General features: G+C 50.4%; 23 protein-coding genes and 1 pseudogene. 19 read left to right on the forward strand and 5 right to left on the reverse strand.

Annotated elements, in window-relative coordinates; genetic code table 11:
• Positions 1-8: 8 nt before the first annotated feature.
• Positions 9-1286: an RbtT/DalT/CsbX family MFS transporter gene (locus tag A7098_RS00615; RefSeq protein WP_000060036.1), complete on the forward strand. Its 1278-nt coding sequence runs from the start codon at positions 9-11 to the stop codon at positions 1284-1286.
• A gap of 43 nt (positions 1287-1329) precedes the next feature.
• Complete coding sequence (locus tag A7098_RS00620; protein ID WP_000481299.1) at positions 1330-1977, forward strand: HAD family phosphatase; 648 nt, start codon at positions 1330-1332, stop codon at positions 1975-1977.
• Positions 1978-2049: 72 nt separating this feature from the next.
• Here A7098_RS00620 and yegS read toward each other — a convergent pair whose 3' ends face one another.
• From yegS to A7098_RS00635, 3 genes are all read right to left on the reverse strand, one after another.
• A complete protein-coding gene (gene yegS, locus A7098_RS00625) occupies positions 2050-2949 on the reverse strand; it encodes a lipid kinase YegS (RefSeq protein ID WP_032225648.1) in 900 nt (299 codons plus the stop codon).
• A 192-nt stretch (positions 2950-3141) separates the two neighbouring features.
• Entirely contained in the window at positions 3142-4155 is a 1014-nt protein-coding gene (locus tag A7098_RS00630; RefSeq protein WP_001543021.1) for a site-specific integrase, read from the reverse strand.
• A gap of 115 nt (positions 4156-4270) precedes the next feature.
• The gene (locus A7098_RS00635; RefSeq protein WP_001306384.1) at positions 4271-4570 is read right to left on the reverse strand and encodes a helix-turn-helix transcriptional regulator; all 300 of its coding nucleotides are present in this window, start codon (positions 4568-4570) and stop codon (positions 4271-4273) included.
• Positions 4571-4684: 114 nt separating this feature from the next.
• Here A7098_RS00635 and A7098_RS00640 point away from each other — a divergent pair, with 114 nt between their 5' ends.
• From A7098_RS00640 to A7098_RS00680, 10 genes and pseudogenes are all read left to right on the forward strand, one after another.
• A complete protein-coding gene (locus A7098_RS00640; protein WP_000043869.1) occupies positions 4685-4960 on the forward strand; it encodes a regulatory phage cox family protein in 276 nt (91 codons plus the stop codon).
• Between the two features lie 10 nt (positions 4961-4970).
• Positions 4971-5141 carry a hypothetical protein gene (locus A7098_RS23910; RefSeq protein WP_001005162.1) on the forward strand — a complete coding sequence of 57 codons (171 nt, stop codon included), beginning with the start codon at positions 4971-4973 and terminating at the stop codon, positions 5139-5141.
• Positions 5138-5638: a hypothetical protein gene (locus A7098_RS00645; protein ID WP_000217670.1), complete on the forward strand. Its 501-nt coding sequence runs from the start codon at positions 5138-5140 to the stop codon at positions 5636-5638. Before A7098_RS23910 ends, A7098_RS00645 begins: the two co-directional genes overlap by 4 nt.
• A 63-nt stretch (positions 5639-5701) precedes the next feature.
• Positions 5702-5926, forward strand: coding sequence for a DUF2732 family protein (locus A7098_RS00650; protein ID WP_000557703.1), 225 nt, complete (start codon positions 5702-5704; stop codon positions 5924-5926).
• Entirely contained in the window at positions 5926-6228 is a 303-nt protein-coding gene (locus A7098_RS00655) for a DUF5405 family protein (protein ID WP_001277957.1), read from the forward strand. The genes A7098_RS00650 and A7098_RS00655 overlap by 1 nt, the downstream gene beginning before the upstream one ends.
• A complete protein-coding gene (locus A7098_RS00660) occupies positions 6228-6452 on the forward strand; it encodes a TraR/DksA family transcriptional regulator (protein WP_001113270.1) in 225 nt (74 codons plus the stop codon). The genes A7098_RS00655 and A7098_RS00660 overlap by 1 nt, the downstream gene beginning before the upstream one ends.
• On the forward strand, positions 6449-6724 hold the full coding sequence (locus A7098_RS00665; protein WP_023140575.1) for a DUF5405 family protein: 276 nt from the start codon (positions 6449-6451) through the stop codon (positions 6722-6724). Before A7098_RS00660 ends, A7098_RS00665 begins: the two co-directional genes overlap by 4 nt.
• A pseudogene (locus A7098_RS00670) lies at positions 6714-8831 on the forward strand (replication endonuclease); the annotation flags it as partial. The gene A7098_RS00665 and the pseudogene A7098_RS00670, both read left to right, overlap by 11 nt.
• Before the next feature lie 300 nt (positions 8832-9131).
• A complete protein-coding gene (locus A7098_RS00675) occupies positions 9132-10268 on the forward strand; it encodes an AAA family ATPase (RefSeq protein ID WP_029396085.1) in 1137 nt (378 codons plus the stop codon).
• Positions 10265-10975 carry a hypothetical protein gene (locus A7098_RS00680; protein ID WP_052318540.1) on the forward strand — a complete coding sequence of 237 codons (711 nt, stop codon included), beginning with the start codon at positions 10265-10267 and terminating at the stop codon, positions 10973-10975. Before A7098_RS00675 ends, A7098_RS00680 begins: the two co-directional genes overlap by 4 nt.
• A gap of 322 nt (positions 10976-11297) precedes the next feature.
• On the opposite strand, the gene A7098_RS00685 is transcribed toward A7098_RS00680, so the two are convergent.
• Both A7098_RS00685 and A7098_RS00690 read right to left on the reverse strand, forming a co-directional pair.
• A complete protein-coding gene (locus A7098_RS00685) occupies positions 11298-12332 on the reverse strand; it encodes a phage portal protein (RefSeq protein ID WP_052893703.1) in 1035 nt (344 codons plus the stop codon).
• Positions 12332-14104 carry a terminase ATPase subunit family protein gene (locus tag A7098_RS00690; RefSeq protein WP_000156861.1) on the reverse strand — a complete coding sequence of 591 codons (1773 nt, stop codon included), beginning with the start codon at positions 14102-14104 and terminating at the stop codon, positions 12332-12334. The genes A7098_RS00685 and A7098_RS00690 overlap by 1 nt, the downstream gene beginning before the upstream one ends.
• A gap of 173 nt (positions 14105-14277) precedes the next feature.
• Here A7098_RS00690 and A7098_RS00695 point away from each other — a divergent pair, with 173 nt between their 5' ends.
• The 7 genes from A7098_RS00695 to A7098_RS00725 all read left to right on the forward strand — a co-directional run bounded on the left by A7098_RS00695 (position 14278) and on the right by A7098_RS00725 (position 18605).
• The gene (locus A7098_RS00695; protein WP_105280162.1) at positions 14278-15132 is read left to right on the forward strand and encodes a GPO family capsid scaffolding protein; all 855 of its coding nucleotides are present in this window, start codon (positions 14278-14280) and stop codon (positions 15130-15132) included.
• Between the two features lie 58 nt (positions 15133-15190).
• Positions 15191-16264, forward strand: a complete 1074-nt coding sequence (locus A7098_RS00700) for a phage major capsid protein, P2 family (protein ID WP_001248569.1) — start codon at positions 15191-15193, stop codon at positions 16262-16264.
• 3 nt (positions 16265-16267) lie between these two features.
• Complete coding sequence (locus A7098_RS00705; RefSeq protein ID WP_105280163.1) at positions 16268-17011, forward strand: terminase endonuclease subunit; 744 nt, start codon at positions 16268-16270, stop codon at positions 17009-17011.
• A gap of 99 nt (positions 17012-17110) precedes the next feature.
• Entirely contained in the window at positions 17111-17620 is a 510-nt protein-coding gene (locus tag A7098_RS00710; protein ID WP_000988633.1) for a head completion/stabilization protein, read from the forward strand.
• Positions 17620-17823 carry a tail protein X gene (locus A7098_RS00715; RefSeq protein ID WP_000846409.1) on the forward strand — a complete coding sequence of 68 codons (204 nt, stop codon included), beginning with the start codon at positions 17620-17622 and terminating at the stop codon, positions 17821-17823. The genes A7098_RS00710 and A7098_RS00715 overlap by 1 nt, the downstream gene beginning before the upstream one ends.
• Before the next feature lie 3 nt (positions 17824-17826).
• Positions 17827-18108 (forward strand): phage holin family protein, encoded by a 282-nt coding sequence (locus A7098_RS00720; protein ID WP_000123123.1) that lies wholly within the window; start codon positions 17827-17829, stop codon positions 18106-18108.
• On the forward strand, positions 18108-18605 hold the full coding sequence (locus tag A7098_RS00725; RefSeq protein WP_001144091.1) for a glycoside hydrolase family 104 protein: 498 nt from the start codon (positions 18108-18110) through the stop codon (positions 18603-18605). The genes A7098_RS00720 and A7098_RS00725 overlap by 1 nt, the downstream gene beginning before the upstream one ends.
• Positions 18606-18615 lie beyond the last annotated feature (10 nt).

Raw genomic sequence — 18615 nt, forward strand, 5'->3', positions numbered from 1 at the left:
AGGTCACTATGTCGTTAACGAATAAACAATGGCTGGGATTACCTTTAAATCTGGTCTGGGGATATATTGCCATTGCTATCTTTATGACCGGCGATGGTTTTGAACTGGCATTCCTCTCGCACTATATTAAGGCGCTGGGCTTTACGCCTGCACAAGCCTCATTTGCTTTTACGCTGTATGGCCTGGCGGCGGCGCTCTCTGCATGGGTATCCGGCGTGGTGGCGGAAATTATCACGCCGCAAAAAACCATGTTCATCGGTTTTGTGCTGTGGTGTATTTTCCATGTGCTGTTTCTGGTCTTCGGTCTGGGGCAGGCGAACTATGCATTAATTCTGCTGTTCTACGGCATTCGTGGTCTGGCATATCCTCTCTTCCTTTACGCCTTTATCGTTGCCGTTGTGCATAACGTGCGCAGCGACAGTACCAGTGCCGCGCTGGGCTGGTTCTGGGCCGTTTATTCCATTGGTATTGGTGTTTTCGGTAGTTACATTCCCAGCTTTACCATCCCGGTTATCGGCGAAATGGGTACTCTATGGTTGGCGCTGGCGTTTTGCGTAACTGGCGGTATTCTTGCGCTGGTTTCAATGCGTAAAATCCAGACTCCGCATCATATGCAAGCACTGACGACTAAAGAGAAGTTCAGCGAGCTTGGCCGTGCTGTCACCTTGCTCTATACCAACCGCAATATTTTGCTCTCCAGTATTGTGCGAATTATCAATACATTGTCACTGTTTGGCTTTGCGGTGATTATGCCGATGATGTTTGTCGATGAGCTGGGCTTTACCACGTCCGAGTGGCTACAGGTGTGGGCGGTCTTCTTCTTCACGACGATTTTCACCAACATTTTCTGGGGCGTACTGGCAGAGAAAATTGGCTGGATGAAAGTTGTTCGCTGGTTCGGCTGTGTGGGAATGGCGCTTTCCAGTCTGGCTTTCTACTACATGCCGCAATACTTCGGGCATAACTACTGGATGGCAATGGTGCCCGCCGTTGCGCTGGGGATCTTTGTTGCAGCGTTCGTGCCGATGGCGGCGGTTTTCCCGGCGCTGGAGCCAAAACACAAAGGCGCGGCGATTTCGGTTTATAACCTTTCTGCCGGTCTGTCTAACTTTTTGGCCCCTGCGATAGCGGTGGTGCTGTTACCTTATTTCAGTACAATTGGTGTGGTTATCGCTTATACAACCCTGTACATCATCGCGTTTATCATTTGTCCGTTTATTCGCGTCGAACAACCGGGATTCTCAAACCAGCAAGTCTGTGAAGGTGAACCTGCCGTTATTTCCTGATGGAGGCAGCCTGGTGTAAGGCCAGGCTTTATTGTGAGGAACGATGTTTAATTGCAAAGCAGTCATTTTTGATATGGACGGCGTCATTATTGATTCGGAAGGATTATGGCGTCAGGCGCAACAAGGGGCGCTGGCACGATGGGGTGCCAGCGTTAGCGATGAAGAGTGTATCAGGCTGACGAAAGGGAAAAGGCTTGATGAGATAGCCCGAACCTGGTGCGAATACTGTCATCTGTCTGTTACGCCCACGCAACTGGAGGCGGAGATCCGTCGCCTGATTACTGCATTAATTGCTGAAAAAGGGGAAGCCATGCCGGGGGTAAAGGATGTGCTCACCTTTTTATGCCAGTCAGGATACCAACTGGCACTGGCGACCTCTTCATCTTATCAGGTGATAGATGCGGTGCTGACAAAACTCAAAATCGAACACTGTTTTTCGGTGATTTGCAGTGCCGACGACGAAAGCCACGGCAAACCACATCCGGCAGTTTACCTCTCCGCACTACGAAAATTACGCCTGCCCGCCGCAGATTGTCTGGTTATAGAAGATAGCCTGAGTGGTTTTAAAGCTGCACAGGCAGCGGGAATTAAAACGGTTGTTGTAGCCGAGGATTTTCAACAGCCGTGCTTTAACTCTGCGGTAGCCAGGTATGCATCACTTGAGCAGTTACTGGAAACGGTGGCCGCATGAAAAAATTGCGAGCGCAGAAGAATCCTGGGATGATGCCGGTCTGCGGATCCTGCTTCTGCGCTTGCTTTGTACTTACCTTAACAGCGGGCAATCTGGTGGTAGCCGGCAACGCAATGCTGCCGGAAGTATTTCGATATGAAAATGTTGTCCGCTTAACGGTTCGCCATCAAGATTAAAGGTGATTTCATGCGGCGCTTGTATTTCGAACCATGCTGAAGCGCCGTCAATAATATTCGGGTTTTCTTCGTCAGGTTTTAAGGTTGAGAAGAGAGCTGGAAGAATTTCATCGCCGGTGAAAATACGCAGTTGTAATAAACCATCATTGATCAGCGCATTTGGGCACAGTTGTTGACCTCCACCGGCTTGACGCCCGTTGCCAATACCAATAACCAGCGCATCGCCTTGCCAGTGAAAATTTTCACCACGGATTTCACAGCGATCCGGTTGCAGCGTATCCATGCGCATTAAGCCGTGAATGATGTAAGAGACGCCACCTAGCGCGGCTTTTAATTTCTCGGGTGTTTCCGTGGTGATGCGCGTACCAAATCCGCCCGTCGCCATGTTGATAAAACAGGTTTGTTTGTTGACCTGTGCCATATCAATCGCAATAGCGTTACCAGCAATTGCCAGTTTAAGTGCCTTATCCAGCGCCTCAGGAATACCCACACTGGTGGCAAAATCGTTCGCTGTACCTAGCGGCAATATCCCCAAAGCAGGAATTTCATTGCCCTCACACTGAATCAACGCCGTGGAGACTTCATTAATAGTGCCATCGCCACCGCCGGCAATCACCGTTGCAACGCCAAGCTGGCGGGCTTCCTCAACAAAACGCGCAGCATCACCTTTCTCCCAGGTAACCCGCACATGGATAGTCATTCCTTCCTCACGCAGCAGCATAATTGCTTCGCGTAATGTTTCATTGTCAGCACTTTTGCCGTTAAGAATCAGTAAGCTGGCGGGAAAATCTGCCATGGTCGTATGCCTTTATGATTGGTCTGTAGATAGTGTAGAGCAGAAAAGAAAAGGCGGTGTCAGAACAGGATGAAAGTCGTAGTACAAAAAAATAAGCCCGTGTAAGGGAGATTTAGGGTGTCACCAGTAGGGGCTTTCAACGGTACAATGCGGGTTTGAGCGGCATAAATTACCACTGAAAGCCCTTAAACGTTACTCTACTGTGGACACTATGTGGACACTCTCGGCCTCAGTACCACCTCTTAGCGGATTAAGAGAAATGGCGTCCTGAAGGTACTCTGGCGCAAAATGAGCGTAAACCATAGTTTGCTCAATCCGCGTGTGACCTAGTATCCGTTGTAGCGTGATAATACTTCCTCCATTAATCATGAAATGAGTGGCAAAGCTGTGCCTTAGTGCATGTGTGGCTTGCCCCATTGGCAAATCCGGTTTTATTGCTTTCATTGTTCGTCTGAAGCGAGGGTAATCAGCATCAGGGAATAAAAAACCTCGTTTGTTATCCGCGATCATTTTGGCAACAGCCTCTGAGATCGGGACGGTGCGTGGTTTGTTTGTTTTCGTTTTAACAAACGTGACGCGGTTATGGATGATATTTTCTGCTTTCAAACGAGCTGCTTCTCCCCAACGTGCTCCAGTACTCAGGCAAAGAATCGCAATCTTTTTGTTGTCGCCGTCAAGAGCAGCAAGCAGTAAGGCAATTTCTTCCTGCGTGAGATAGCCTGTGTCTGGTTTTTCCTCCTTAAGCCTTTTTGTCCCTCTGATAGGGTGCTCACCAAAGAATAACTCCGCTTCAATCAGGGCTGTAAACATGCCGCTAATACATGTTAAATCACGATTGATACTCGAAGGTTTAATACCCTGACTTCTTCGGGTGGCGCAGTACTGGCTGATAAGCGATTTCGTAATTTGAAATGCGCATGGGTCATTCGTTATTTTTGTGAAGATTTCAATTTTTCCAAGATTAGATTTCCCATGCTCTTCGTGTTTACCCTTTAAATCCCACCAGATCTGTGTCAGCTCCGACAGACGTCGCTTGTCTGTTGGTTTTGATAGCCATTCTTTATTGTGGTGGTTGTACAACGTGTATTTCTCGAAAGCGACAGCTTCGCTTTTCTTATCAAACTTCCTACGGATGCGTTTTCCATTACGTCCAGTAGGGCGGATGTCCACTTCATATCGACCATCATCGAGTTTTTTGATTGCCATCAGAAAACCCTCCGAGTGGTATGTTTTTTTGCGACTACTAATCGCTTTTTTCGTGGTGGCTGAAATTTAGCCACCAATAGTAGGCACTTGTGATGAATATATTCACGATGAATTGTTAACCAGTCTTTTGACCGGAGTGGGGCGACGTTGTTTCGTTTTGCCCAAAGTGTGCGAGAGCGGGCGCAATTTGCCCGGACTCAGGAGCGATCTGATTGGTCATGAACCATAAAGTGTATTTGGTGAATTGTGGGGTCTGCAGGATGTTCATCATGACATCTGTTGGAGGTGTTGAACGACCACTTTCATAGTAACTCAGCGTGCCATACGGAACCCCTGTTAAATCAGCAAGTTGTTGTCTGCTCAAATACTCTGATTTTCGCATTAAGACTATCTTCTCGCTTATCGTGTTTGACATGGTGTTTAGATCTCAATAGTATTTAGTTTAGATGTAGATTGTTTAGTGCTTGGATGTGGGCACTAAAAGGCATTATAAGACATTAAACGCAATTCATGAGGGCTAGAGGACGACATGAGCAAGCAAGTAACACTCATGACTGATGCGATTCCTTATCAGGAGTTCGCAAAACTAATAGGAAAATCGACAGGAGCGGTTCGTCGGATGATTGATAAAGGAAAGCTGCCTGTAATTGATATGACCGATCCACAATCAGCTTCAGGTCGTGCAGGTGAATATTGGGTATACCTTCCGGCATGGAATAACGGACTAAAACTGGCTTATGAAAGCCGCCCTAAAGAGATTCGTGACGGCTGGTTGATGTGGTTAGGTCTCGGTGAACCACGTTAAGGAGAACCGTATGAATGAGCCTCGTTGTATTGCTCAGTTACTGCGTAACGAAAGCCCCAGGGCGATTGACTTCACCATCACCCACGGTAAGGGGCGTAAGGGAATCATTATCCGCACCAAAAAACAGAGTCCGTTAAAAAAGGCTCTGACCTTTCTGAAAAGCCGGAGGGTATGGAAATGACAGTGATGACGCTCAATCTCGTTGAAAAACAGCCAGCAGCTATGCGCCGGATAATTGGTAAGCATCTTGCCGTTCCTCGCTGGCAGGATACATGTGATTATTATAATCAGATGATGGAGCGCGAACGGTTAACGGTTTGCTTTCATGCGCAGTTAAAACAGCGTCACGCAACGATGCGTTTTGAAGAAATGAACGACGTCGAACGTGAACGGCTGGTTTGTGCAATTGATGAATTGCGTGGGGCATTCTCAAAACGCCGTCAGGTTGGTGCAAGTGAGTATGCATATATTAGTTTTTTAACAGTCAGTCAGCGTCGTACTTTATTTATGCATGCGGGATTGACTGAAAAAGAATTCAACCAGCCATACTGGCGAATTAATGAAGAATCATGTTACTGGCGTGATGCTTTATTCCGTGCATTACGTGAATTATTCAGCCTGTTTGAGTATGCACCGACAATTCTGACGTCGGTAAAACCAGAGCAATATCTGCATTAAGTAATTAACCAGAGTTTTTAACGCACTTAATTGTGCGGGGCTTCTTTTTGCCTGGAGAAAGTCATGCATACAGTTTCTGAAAATCAGTGCGGTAAATACGCATTACTGCTGCAACAGGCCAGAACCGAAGCACAGGCCGACGCAGCGACGCGCTTTTCTTCTCATCTTGACGCCATGATTCGCCACATCACAAAGGCGGAGTTATCCCGCGTGGAGATAGTCGAGCTGCTCAGTCAGGAGTCGGAAAAATTTCACAATATCGGATTGTCTCGCGGGGAGGTGCTTTGATGTCCTGTTCTCGTTCAGTTGTATTACTGAATAACGCCTTAAAAATCGCCGTTATGAAAAATGGCGATTTATCTCTTATTCAACTTGGTCTTGATAAAGAAAAACGCGAAATAACTGAGTCTGTTATCGCGATTTATCAGAACGAATTAAATCTCCTGTCTGATGTGGTCAATTTACTTGTTAAACGCGCTGTATTTCACAAGCAAATCTCCTCCGTGGATGAACTGACGAAATTAACGACAGAAATTGCCAGCTATTGCGCTGATGAATTTAAAAAACTTAACGACAAAAGGAGCTGGTAATGCCGGACAACGTAGATTTTATTCAGGAACAACAGGCTGAATTACTGGAGCGCCAGATTAACGCGGCAAGGGTAAAGCATTGCGGTGTTTCTGCGCTGGTTTGCGAAGAGTGTGACGCGCCAATACCTGCTGCCCGTCGTGCGGCTTATCCGTCAGCCACGCGTTGTGTTTCCTGCCAGTCAGTCTTTGAAGCAAAAAACAAACATTACCGGAGAACGGCATGAGTATTCGTATTGAAATTGGCGAACGTTATGTCGTTACCAGTGACAGCTTTCAGTTTATTCTCCACGAGAAAAAGAGAGCTGAAAGCGGTAAAAACGCCGGTCAGGAATGGCTGGCGGTGGTTGGTTATTACCCGAAATTAAGCCAGCTCGTTTCCGGCCTGATGCATCACGATATTCTTACCGGAAGCGCAAAGTCTTTTGCTGATTTAAACGCGCAGGTTGAGCAACTCAGCAAGCGTTGTTCAGAGGCTTTTAGCTCATATGGCCGTTAAAGCCTCCGGGCGTTTTGTCCCTCCGTCAGCATTTGCCGCAGGCACCGGTAAGACGTTTACCGGTGCTTATGCATGGAACGCGCCACGCGAGGCCGTCGGGTGCGAAAGACCCCTTACACGTGACGAGATGCGTCAGGTGCAAGGTGTTTTATCCACGATTAACCGCCTGCCTTACTTTTTGCGCTCGCTGTTTACTTCACGCTATGACTACATCCGGCGCAATAAAAGCCCGGTGCACGGGTTTTATTTCCTCACATCCACTTTTCAGCGTCGTTTATGGCCGCGCATTGAGCGTGTGAATCAGCGCCATGAAATGAACACCGACGCGTCGTTGCTGTTTCTGGCAGAGCGTGACCACTATGCGCGCCTGCCGGGAATGAATGACAAGGAGCTGAAAAAGTTTGCCGCCCGTATCTCATCGCAGCTTTTCATGATGTATGAGGAACTCAGCGATGCCTGGGTGGATGCACATGGCGAAAAAGAATCGCTGTTTACGGATGAGGCGCAGGCTCACCTCTATGGTCATGTTGCTGGCGCTGCACGTGCTTTCAATATTTCCCCGCTTTACTGGAAAAAATACCGTAAAGGACAGATGACCACGAGGCAGGCATATTCTGCCATTGCCCGTCTGTTTAACGATGAGTGGTGGACTCATCAGCTTAAAGGCCAGCGTATGCGCTGGCATGAGGCGTTACTGATTGCTGTCGGGGAGGTCAATAAAGACCGTTCTCCTTATGCCAGTAAACATGCCATTCGTGATGTGCGTGCACGCCGCCAGGCAAATCTGGAATTTCTTAAATCGTGTGACCTCGAAAACAGGGAAACCGGCGAGCGCATCGACCTTATCAGTAAGGTGATGGGCAGTATTTCTAATCCTGAAATTCGCCGGATGGAGCTGATGAACACCATCGCCGGTATTGAGCGTTACGCCGCCGCAGAGGGTGATGTGGGGATGTTTATCACTCTGACCGCGCCGTCAAAGTATCACCCGACACGTCAGGTCGGAAAAGGCGAAAGTAAAACCGTCCAGCTAAATCACGGCTGGAATGATGAGGCATTTAATCCAAAGGATGCGCAGCGTTATCTCTGCCGTATCTGGAGCCTGGTGCGCACGGCATTCAAAGATAATGATTTACAGGTCTACGGTTTGCGAGTCGTCGAGCCACACCACGACGGAACGCCGCACTGGCATATGATGCTTTTTTGTAATCCACGCCAGCGTAACCAGATTATCGAAATCATGCGTCGCTATGCGCTCAAAGAGGATGGCGACGAAAGAGGAGCCGCGCGAAACCGTTTTCAGGCAAAACATCTTAACCGGGGCGGTGCTGCGGGATATATTGCTAAATACATCTCAAAAAATATCGACGGCTATGCACTGGATGGTCAGCTCGATAACGATACCGGCAGGCCGCTGAAAGACACTGCTGCGGCTGTAACCGCATGGGCGTCAACGTGGCGTATCCCACAATTTAAAACGGTTGGCCTGCCGACAATGGGGGCTTACCGTGAACTACGCAAACTGCCTCGCGGCGTCAGCATTGCTGATGAGTTTGACGAGCGCGTCGAGGCTGCACGCGCCGCCGCAGACAGTGGTGATTTTGCGTTGTATATCAGCGCGCAGGGTGGGGCAAATGTCCCGCGCGATTGTCAGACTGTCAGAGTCGCCCGTAGCCCGTCGGATGACGTTAACGAGTACGAGGAAGAAGTCGAGAGAGTGGTCGGCATTTACGCGCCGCATCTCGGCGCGCGTCATATTCATATCACCAGAACGACGGACTGGCGCATTGTACCGAAAGTTCCGGTCGTTGAGCCTTTGACTTTAAAAAGCGGCATCGCCGCGCCTCGGAGTCCTGTCAATAACTGTGGAAAGCTCTCCGGTGGTGATGCTTCGTTACCGGCTCCCACACCTTCTGAGCACGCCGCAGCAGTGCTTAATCTGGTTGATGACGGTGTTATCGAATGGAATGACCCGGAGGTCGTGAGGGCGCTCAGGGGCGCATTAAAACACGGGCTGAGAACGCCAAATCGTCAGCAAGGAAACGGAAGCCCGTTAAAACCACATGAAATAGCACCGTCGGGCAGATTGAACAGGTGGGAACGATTGTAAATACCCCATATAAGAGTTGTTCTTGCTCAACATGGCATCTGAACGCAAAGATAAAAGCCTGGGAGGCATACAGATAGTCCTGCTGTAAGTTAGTTGGAAAAAGATTGATTTACTTTATTACAGGAAGCCTCGATAAAATAATTCTAACGTGGATAAGGATATAAATTTATTATAATGAATCTGTCAATATTATAATAAATGTTATTTTTAAAGAGATGAAAGGTAGGGTTGTTGTTTGTTGGTTTTTGTGATATAATATTAAATTCATGTAACTAGTAAATGCAAATGGAAAAAAGCATGAGAATAAAATCACTGGAGACATATAACTCTCACAGTAAATTGAAAATTAATAAAATAGAATTCAAATCACTGACCTTATTGGTTGGTGCTTCAGGTGTAGGGAAAACACAAATACTTCGTTCTATCAATAAAATAAAGTCTATCGCACATGGTGATTCCGTTAGTGGGTTTTGCTGGAACGTTGAGTTTAATGCTGAAGGTAATGATTATCAATGGTCTGGTGAGTTTGAGGCGCTGGAGGATTATGATGATTTTACTTATGGAATGTTTCATTTTGATGATGACGACAAGGTTGAACCAAAAATTATAAAAGAAGAAGTTAAAATCAATGGTTCAATTATTATCACCAGAAGTGGCGATGATATCGTTTATAATGACAGTAAAACAGTTAAGCTGGCTTCTACAGTTAGTATAGTTCATCACTTGCGTGAGGAAGATGATATTTCGGTTATACACAAGTCATTTTCACGAATTGTGCAAGTTGATGATGATGAAATGCATAAGGTGTTTCCTAGAAAAAATAAAGATGCTTCAGAGGATGAAGAGCTTAGCATCAATGATATCAGAGAGAAGTCATTCTCTTTGAGTGCTAAGTTGTATTTGTGTCAAGAAAAACAACCAGTCTACTTTCATCAAATTAAAAATTCATTTGTGGAGATTTTTCCATATATTGAAGATATAAAGGTGGTTAAGGTTGATACAAGAGGGATTCCTTTCTTTGTTCATTCTGTATATGCACTCAAGGTTAAGGAAAGAGGGATTGATGAGTGGATTTCGCACAATTCAATGTCTACCGGGATGTTGAAAACATTTGTCCAACTGGCATATCTGCATCTTAGCCCGACGGGAACTGTGTTCTTAATTGATGAGTTCGAGAATGGCTTTGGTGTTAACTGTATTAATGATATAACAGATGTGCTACTACATCATGGTAATGATGTTCAGTTTATTTTGACGAGTCATCATCCTTATATTATAAATAACATACCGCTTGATAACTGGAAAATTATTTCAAGGAAGGCCGGGGTTGTTGATAACTATTCTGCGGATTTTTTTAATTTAAAAGAATCCAATCATGAGGCGTTTACTAAATTAATAAATTTAAGCGTTTATTTTGATGGTGCGGATAGATGAATTTGTATATTTTGGCTGAGGGGCGACAAACAGAGCGAAGAATCTATCCGGCATGGATAGGCGTTCTATCTCCATCTTTAAAGCAAGTTGAGTGTTTGTCTGCAATAGATAAAAACAACTATTATTTTATAAGCGGCGAGGGATATCCTCGTATGATTGATGTGACGCTTATTAATGCAATTAAAGATATACATGATAACCCTAAATTTACCGATTTTTGGGTTGTGCTAGACTCTGAAGGAGAGGATGTTGAGGCAAGGAGAGAGCTTGTTAGAAATAAGATTGATTCTTCTGGTATAGATATATCTCATTGTGAAGTAAATATAATAGTTCAAAATCCGTGCATAGAAACGTGGGGGCTAGGGAATCGAGTCATTATTTCGCCAAATAAGTTGACTGAATCTTTTTTGGACTATTATGAGCACTATGATGTGTCATCCAATGATCCAGAGGGTATGGGAAAGCCTCTTGCCTATGACGGATCAATTGCTAAGTATCACGAGAGTTATTTAAAAAGTATGCTTGCTTTAAGAAATGCAATGTATACGAAAAAAAATCCAGCAGCATTGATGGAGCCTTCATATTTGCAACAGCTTATATCCAGAGCTTATGCTGAGGATGGACATATACCAAGCTTTAGGCATTTTCATACGTTGGCTACTCAGCTTGAGGCTAAAGCGAAAATGTTGGAAAGCCGTGTAGCGTAGAATTGACGACATCATGCTTTTTTGTGCATGATGTCGCATTTGTTTTTTTATGTCCTCTCTAACCAATATTGCTCTGTTCGTTAGTATTTGTAGCGGGCATGCACCTGCATTAAAACCGACCCATGAAGTGGGCGGGCGAGGCGGGGAAAGCACTGCGCGCTGGCGGTGGTGCTGATTTTATTTTTTCAGCGTCTGAGCGCGTCGTGATGGCGTTTAGATTGTGCGCCGGGGTGTTGGTGTGTCTGCGGGATGTTTTGTGCGGTGGTGAGCGTGTGAGGGCGTGATGACGGGGGGTAAAAAAGCCGCCCGCAGGCGGCGATGTTCAGCCGTTGTCAGTGTCCAGTGAGTAGTTTTTAAAGCGGATGACCTCCTGGCCGAGCCAGCCGTTTATTTCCCGAATCCTGTCCTGTAGCGGGATAAGCTCATTGCGGACAAAGACCTTTGCCACTTTCTCAATATCACCCAGCGACCCGACGTTCTCCGGCTTGCCGCCCATCAACTGAAAGGGGATGCGGTGCGCGTCCAGCAGGTCTGCGGCACTGGCTTTTTTGATATTAAAAAAATCGTCCTTCGTTGCCACTTCACTGAGCGGGATAATTTTAATGCCGTCAGCTTTCCCCTGTGGGGCATAGAGAAACAGATTTTTAAAGTTGTTGCGGCCTTTCGATTTAACCATGTTTTCGCGGAGCATTTCGATATCGTTGCGATCCTGCACGGCATCGGTGACGTACATGATGTATCCGGCATGTGCGCCGTTTTCGTAATACTTTCGGCGGAACAGCGTGGCCGACTCATTCAGCCAGGCAGAGTTAAGGGCGCTGAGGTATTCCGGCAGGCCGTACAGCTCCTGATTAATATCCGGCTCCAGCAGGTGAAACACGGAGCCGGGCGTGAAAGGTGTCGGCTCGTTGAAGGAAGGCACCCACCAGTAAACATCCTCTTCCACGCCACGGCGGGTATATTTTGCCGGTGAGGTTTCCAGTCTGATGACCTTACCGGTGGTGCTGTAACGCTTTTCCAGAAACGCATTACCGAACACCAGAAAATCCAGCACAAAGCGGCTGAAATCCTGCTGGGACAGCCACGGATGCGGGATAAATGTCGAGGCCAGAATATTACGTTTGACGTAAATCGGGGAGCTGTGATGCACGGCAGCACGCAGGCTTTTTGCCAGACCGGTAAAGCTGACCGGCGGCTCATACCATCTGCCGTTACTGATGCACTCGACGTAATCCAGAATGTCACGGCGGTCGAGTACCGGCACCGGCTCACCAAAGGTGAATGCCTCCATTTTCGGGGCGCTGGCGGTGATTGTTTTTGCCGCAGGTTGCGGTGTTTTCCCTTTTTTCTTGCTCATCAGTAAAACTCCAGAATGGTGGATGTCAGCGGGGTGCTGATACCGGCGGTGAGAGGCTCATTTAACAGGGCGTGCATGGTCGCCCAGGCGAGGTCGGCGTGGCTGGCTTCCTCGCTGCGGCTGGCCTCATAGGTGGCGCTGCGTCCGCTGCTGGTCATGGTCTTGCGGATAGCCATAAACGAGCTGGTGATGTCGGTGGCGCTGACGTCATATTCCAGACAGCCACGGCGGATAACGTCTTTTGCCTTGAGCACCATTGCGGTTTTCATTTCCGGCGTGTAGCGGATATCGCGCGCGGCGGGATAGAACGAGCGCACAAGCTGGAACACGCCGACACCGAGGCCGGTGGCATCAATACCGATGTATTCGACGTTGTATTTTTCGGTGAGTTTGCGGATGGATTCCGCCTGGGTGGCAAAGTCCATGCCTTTCCACTGGTGACGCTCAAGTATTCTGAATTTGCCACCGGCCACCACCGGCGGTGCCAGTACCACGCATCCGGCGCTGTCGCCACGGTGTGACGGGTCGTAACCAATCCATACCGGGCGGGAGCCGAACGGATTGGCGGCAAACGGCGCATAGTCTTCCCATTCTTCCAGCGTGTCGACCATGCAGCGTTGCAGCTCCTCGAACGGGAACACCGACGCCTTGTCGTCAACAAATTCACACATGAACAGGTTTTTAAAATCGTCGGCGCTGTTTTCGCGTTTAAGCTGCTCAATGTCGAACAGCGTGCAGCCACCTTTCAGGGCGTCCTCAATGGTGACAATCTGCCGCCACTGGCCGTCCGCACAGAGAAGCCCACCGGCAAGGGCGTTATGACTGACGTCGATTTCCACGCGTTCGGCGGCGCTGGCGCGTCCCCGGTTAAACAGTTCACCCGACCAGAACGGGTAGGCGTCGTGCGCCAGCGTGGACGGGGTGGAGAAATAGGTCGAGCGCAGGTGACTCTGTGAGGCCATACCTGATGCCACCTTACGCAGTACCTGAAAATTCGGGATCCAGAAAATCTCGTCGACGTACAGGTCGCCGTTATGGCTCTGCGCGGTGTTGGAGTTGGTGCCGAGAAAAATCAGTTTTGCGCCGTTATTGCCCAGGACAATCGGGTCACCGGTCAGGTCAACGTCAACCAGACGGGCAAAGGCGATGATGTATTCACGGAACACATACGCCTGCGTTTTACTGGCCGACAGAAAAATCTGGTTATGACCGGTTTTCAGGGCGCGCAGCAGCGCCTCGCGGGAAAAATAAAACGTCGCGCCAATCTGGCGGGATTTCAGGATATCGCGAATGCGGTGCTCAAGCCCGGCGCGATACCAGTGCAACTGATAGTCGAAAGACTGCTCAAAGAAAATCTGCTCCAGCTTTTCGATGGCCTCGTCACTGAAAAAATTCTTTTTCGGTTTGCGACGCCCGCCTTTGTTGCGGTTAGCGACGTTCGGATTAAGGTCTGCCTCGTTGCCGGTCTGGCTGTAACGGTTTACCCGTGCCAGTCGTTCAATCTGGCGTCCCAGCAGGTCAATTTCCTTGAAGTCACCACCGGTTTTCTGCGGTTTGATGATGAGCTGGGTCAGCCGCGCTTCCAGACTCATTTCGACACGGCTGATGGGGGCAACGCTGTCCCAGCCGTCGCGCTGTTTCCAGCTCTGCACCGTCGGGCGTTTCATCTGCAACATGGCGGCAATCTGCGGCACGGAAAACCCCTGCCAGTACAGCAGCGCCGCCTGACGACGCGGGTCGTGTAAAAGAGTGGTGTCTGTGGTGATGGTCATGAATACCTCGCCGTGATGAATACACGGCAAGGCTACTGAGTCGCGCCCCGCGATTCGCTAAGGTGCTGTTGTGTCAGTGATAAGCCATCCGGGACTGATGGCGGAGGATGCGCATCGTCGGGAAACTGATGCCGACATGTGACTCCTCTAATCACTATTCAGGACTCCTGACAATGGCAAAAAAAGTCTCAAAATTCTTTCGTATCGGCGTTGAGGGTGACACCTGTGACGGGCGTGTCATCAGTGCGCAGGATATTCAGGAAATGGCCGAAACCTTTGACCCGCGTGTCTATGGTTGCCGCATTAACCTGGAACATCTGCGCGGCATCCTGCCTGACGGTATTTTTAAGCGTTATGGCGATGTGGCCGAACTGAAGGCGGAAAAGATTGACGACGATTCGGCGCTGAAAGGCAAATGGGCGCTGTTTGCGAAAATCACCCCGACCGATGACCTTATCGCGATGAACAAGGCCGCGCAGAAGGTCTACACCTCAATGGAAATTCAGCCGAACTTTGCCAACACCGGCAAATGTTATCTGGTGGGGCTGGCCGTCACCGATGACCCGGCAAGCCTCGGCACGGAATACCTGGAATGCTGCCGCACGGCAAAACACAACCCCCTGAACCGCTTCAAATTAAGCCCTGAAAACCTGATTTCAGTGGCAACGCCCGTTGAGCTGGAATTTGAAGACCTGCCTGAAACCGTGTTCACCGCCCTGACCGAAAAGGTGAAATCCATTTTTGGCCGCAAACAGGCCAGCGATGACGCCCGTCTGAATGACGTGCATGAAGCGGTGACCGCTGTTGCTGAACATGTGCAGGAAAAACTGAGCGCCACTGAGCAGCGCCTCGCTGAGGTGGAAACCGCCTTTTCCGCACTTAAGCAGGAGGTGACTGACAGGGCGGATGAAACCAGCCAGGCATTCACCCGCCTGAAAAACAGTCTCGACCACACCGAAAGTCTGACCCAGCAGCGCCGCAGCAAGGCCACCGGTGGTGGCGGTGACGCCCTGATGACGAACTGCTGACCGGCGTCAGTCAGTCCGGGAAAACCTTCACGATTAACCCTTAATTTCAGGAAAAACTATGCGCCAGGAAACCCGCTTTAAATTTAATGCCTACCTGTCCCGTGTTGCCGAACTGAACGGCATCGACGCCGGTGATGTGTCGAAAAAATTCACCGTTGAACCGTCGGTCACCCAGACCCTGATGAACACCATGCAGGAGTCCTCTGACTTTCTGACCCGCATCAACATTGTGCCGGTCAGCGAAATGAAAGGGGAAAAAATTGGCATCGGTGTCACCGGCTCCATCGCCAGCACCACCGACACCGCCGGTGGCACCGAGCGTCAGCCGAAGGACTTCTCGAAGCTGGCGTCAAACAAGTACGAATGCGACCAGATTAACTTCGATTTTTATATCCGCTACAAAACGCTTGACCTGTGGGCGCGTTATCAGGATTTCCAGCTCCGTGTCCGTAACGCCATTATCAAACGCCAGTCCCTTGATTTCATCATGGCCGGTTTTAACGGCGTGAAGCGTGCCGAAACCTCTGACCGCAGCAGCAATCCGATGTTGCAGGATGTGGCGGTCGGCTGGCTGCAGAAATACCGCAATGAAGCTCCGGCGCGCGTGATGAGCAAGGTCACTGACGAGGAAGGCCATACCACCTCTGAGGTTATCCGCGTGGGTAAGGGCGGTGATTATGCCAGCCTCGATGCACTGGTGATGGATGCGACCAACAACCTGATTGAGCCGTGGTATCAGGAAGACCCTGACCTTGTGGTGATTGTGGGACGTCAGCTACTGGCGGACAAGTATTTCCCCATCGTTAACAAGGAGCAGGATAACAGCGAAATGCTGGCCGCTGACGTCATCATCAGCCAGAAACGCATCGGTAACCTGCCGGCGGTGCGCGTCCCGTACTTCCCGGCAGATGCGATGCTCATCACGAAGCTGGAAAACCTGTCCATCTACTACATGGATGACAGCCATCGCCGCGTGATTGAGGAAAACCCGAAACTCGACCGCGTGGAGAACTACGAGTCAATGAACATTGATTACGTGGTGGAAGACTACGCCGCCGGTTGTCTGGTGGAAAAAATTAAGGTCGGTGATTTCTCCACACCGGCTAAGGCGACCGCAGAGCCGGGAGCGTAACCGATGACGAGTCCCGCACAGCGCCACATGATGCGGGTCTCGGCAGCGATGACCGCGCAGCGGGAAGCCGCCCCGCTGCGACATGCAACTGTCTATGAGCAGATGCTGGTCAAGCTGGCCGCAGACCAGCGCACACTGAAAGCGATTTATTCAAAAGAGCTGAAGGCCGCGAAAAAACGCGAACTGCTGCCGTTCTGGTTGCCGTGGGTGAACGGCGTGCTGGAGCAGGGCAAAGGTGCACAGGATGACATTCTGATGACGGTCATGCTGTGGCGTCTGGATACCGGCGATATTGCCGGTGCGCTGGAGATTGCCCGTTATGCCCTGAAGTACGGTCTGACCATGCCGGGTAAACACCGCCGCACCCCGCCGTACATGTTCACCGAGGAGGTGGCGCTCGCGGCCATGCGCGCTCACGCTGCCGGTGAGTCTGTGGAGCCCCGCCTGCTGACGGACACCCTTGAGCTGACCGCCACAGCTGACATGCCTGATGAAGTGCGCGCAAAGCTGCACAAAATCACCGGTCTGTTTCTGCGTGACGCTGGTGATGCCGCCGGTGCGCTGGCTCACCTGCAACGTGCGACACAGCTTGACTGTCAGGCAGGCGTCAAAAAAGAGATTGAACGACTGGAGCGGGAGCTGAAACCGAAGCCGGAGCCGCAGCCAAAAGCGGCCACCCGCGCCCCGCGTAAGACCCGGAGCGTGACACCGGCAAAACGTGGACGCCCGAAAAAGAAAGCCAGTTAACAACCGAATGCGCCCCGCGCCAGGGCGGCACGCCGGTCAGTGAGGGTGAATCACCTGACACTGCACCGGCGTCCACCGCCCGACTTTTCAGAGGTAGTCATGATGACGCTGATTATTCCGCGAAAGGAGGCTCCCGTGTCCGGTGAGGGTACGGTGGTCATCCCGCAACCGGCAGGCGACGAGCCGGTGATTAAAAACACGTTCTTTTTTCCCGATATCGACCCGAAGCGCGTCCGGGAACGTATGCGCCTTGAGCAGACCGTCGCCCCCGCCCGTCTGCGTGAGGCCATCAAGTCAGGCATGGCGGAGACGAATGCGGAGCTGTACGAGTACCGCGAACAGAAAATTGCCGCCGGTTTTACGCGTCTGGCGGACGTTCCGGCGGACGACATCGACGGTGAAAGCATCAAAGTTTTTTACTACGAGCGTGCCGTGTGTGCGATGGCGACCGCGTCGCTTTATGAGCGTTATCGCGGCGTGGATGCCAGTGCGAAAGGCGACAAGAAGGCTGACAGCATTGACAGCACCATTGATGAACTGTGGCGGGATATGCGCTGGGCGGTGGCGCGTATCCAGGACAAGCCGCGCTGCATCGTGAGTCAAATCTGATGAAGACCTTTGCGCTACAGGGCGACACGCTCGACGCCATTTGTGTCCGGTATTACGGGCGCACTGAGGGCGTGGTTGAGACCGTGCTCGCCGCAAATCCGGGACTGGCTGAACTGGGTGCGGTGCTGCCACACGGCACCGCCGTCGAACTGCCTGACGTTCAGACCGCGCCCGTGGCTGAAACTGTCAATCTGTGGGAGTAACGCATGACAGCAGAAGAAAAAAGCGTCCTGTCGCTTTTCATGATTGGAGTGCTGATTGTTGTCGGCAAGGTGCTTGCCGGTGGTGAACCCATCACCCCGCGTCTGTTTATCGGGCGCATGTTGCTCGGTGGTTTTGTCTCAATGGTTGCCGGTGTTGTTCTGGTGCAGTTTCCTGACCTGTCACTGCCTGCGGTGTGCGGCATCGGCTCCATGCTGGGTATCGCCGGTTATCAGGTGATTGAGATTGCCATTCAGCGCCGCTTTAAGGGCAGGGGGAAACCGTAATGCCGGTAATTAACACGCACCAGAATATCGCCGCCTTTCTCGACATGCTGGCGGTGTCCGAAGGGACGGCGAATCATCCGCTGACGAAAAAACGGGGCTATGACGTGATAGTCACCGGACTGGACGGAAAGCCGGAAATCTTCACCGACTACAGTGACCACCCGTTCGCGCATGGCCGACCGGCGAAGGTGTTTAACCGTCGCGGTGAAAAGTCCACGGCCTCCGGTCGCTATCAGCAGCTTTACCTGTTCTGGCCGCACTACCGCAAACAGCTTGCCCTGCCGGATTTCAGTCCGTTGTCACAGGACAGACTCGCCATTCAGTTGATCCGCGAACGCGGTGCACTGGATGACATCCGGGCGGGACGCATTGAGCGCGCCATTTCACGCTGTCGCAATATCTGGGCGTCCCTGCCGGGTGCCGGTTACGGTCAGCGTGAGCATTCACTGGAAAAACTGGTCACCGTCTGGCGTACCGCTGGCGGCGTACCGGCTTAAACGGAGTAAA

It is taken from the genome of Escherichia sp. MOD1-EC7011 (genome assembly GCF_002965005.1).
Lineage (GTDB): Bacteria > Pseudomonadota > Gammaproteobacteria > Enterobacterales > Enterobacteriaceae > Escherichia > Escherichia ruysiae.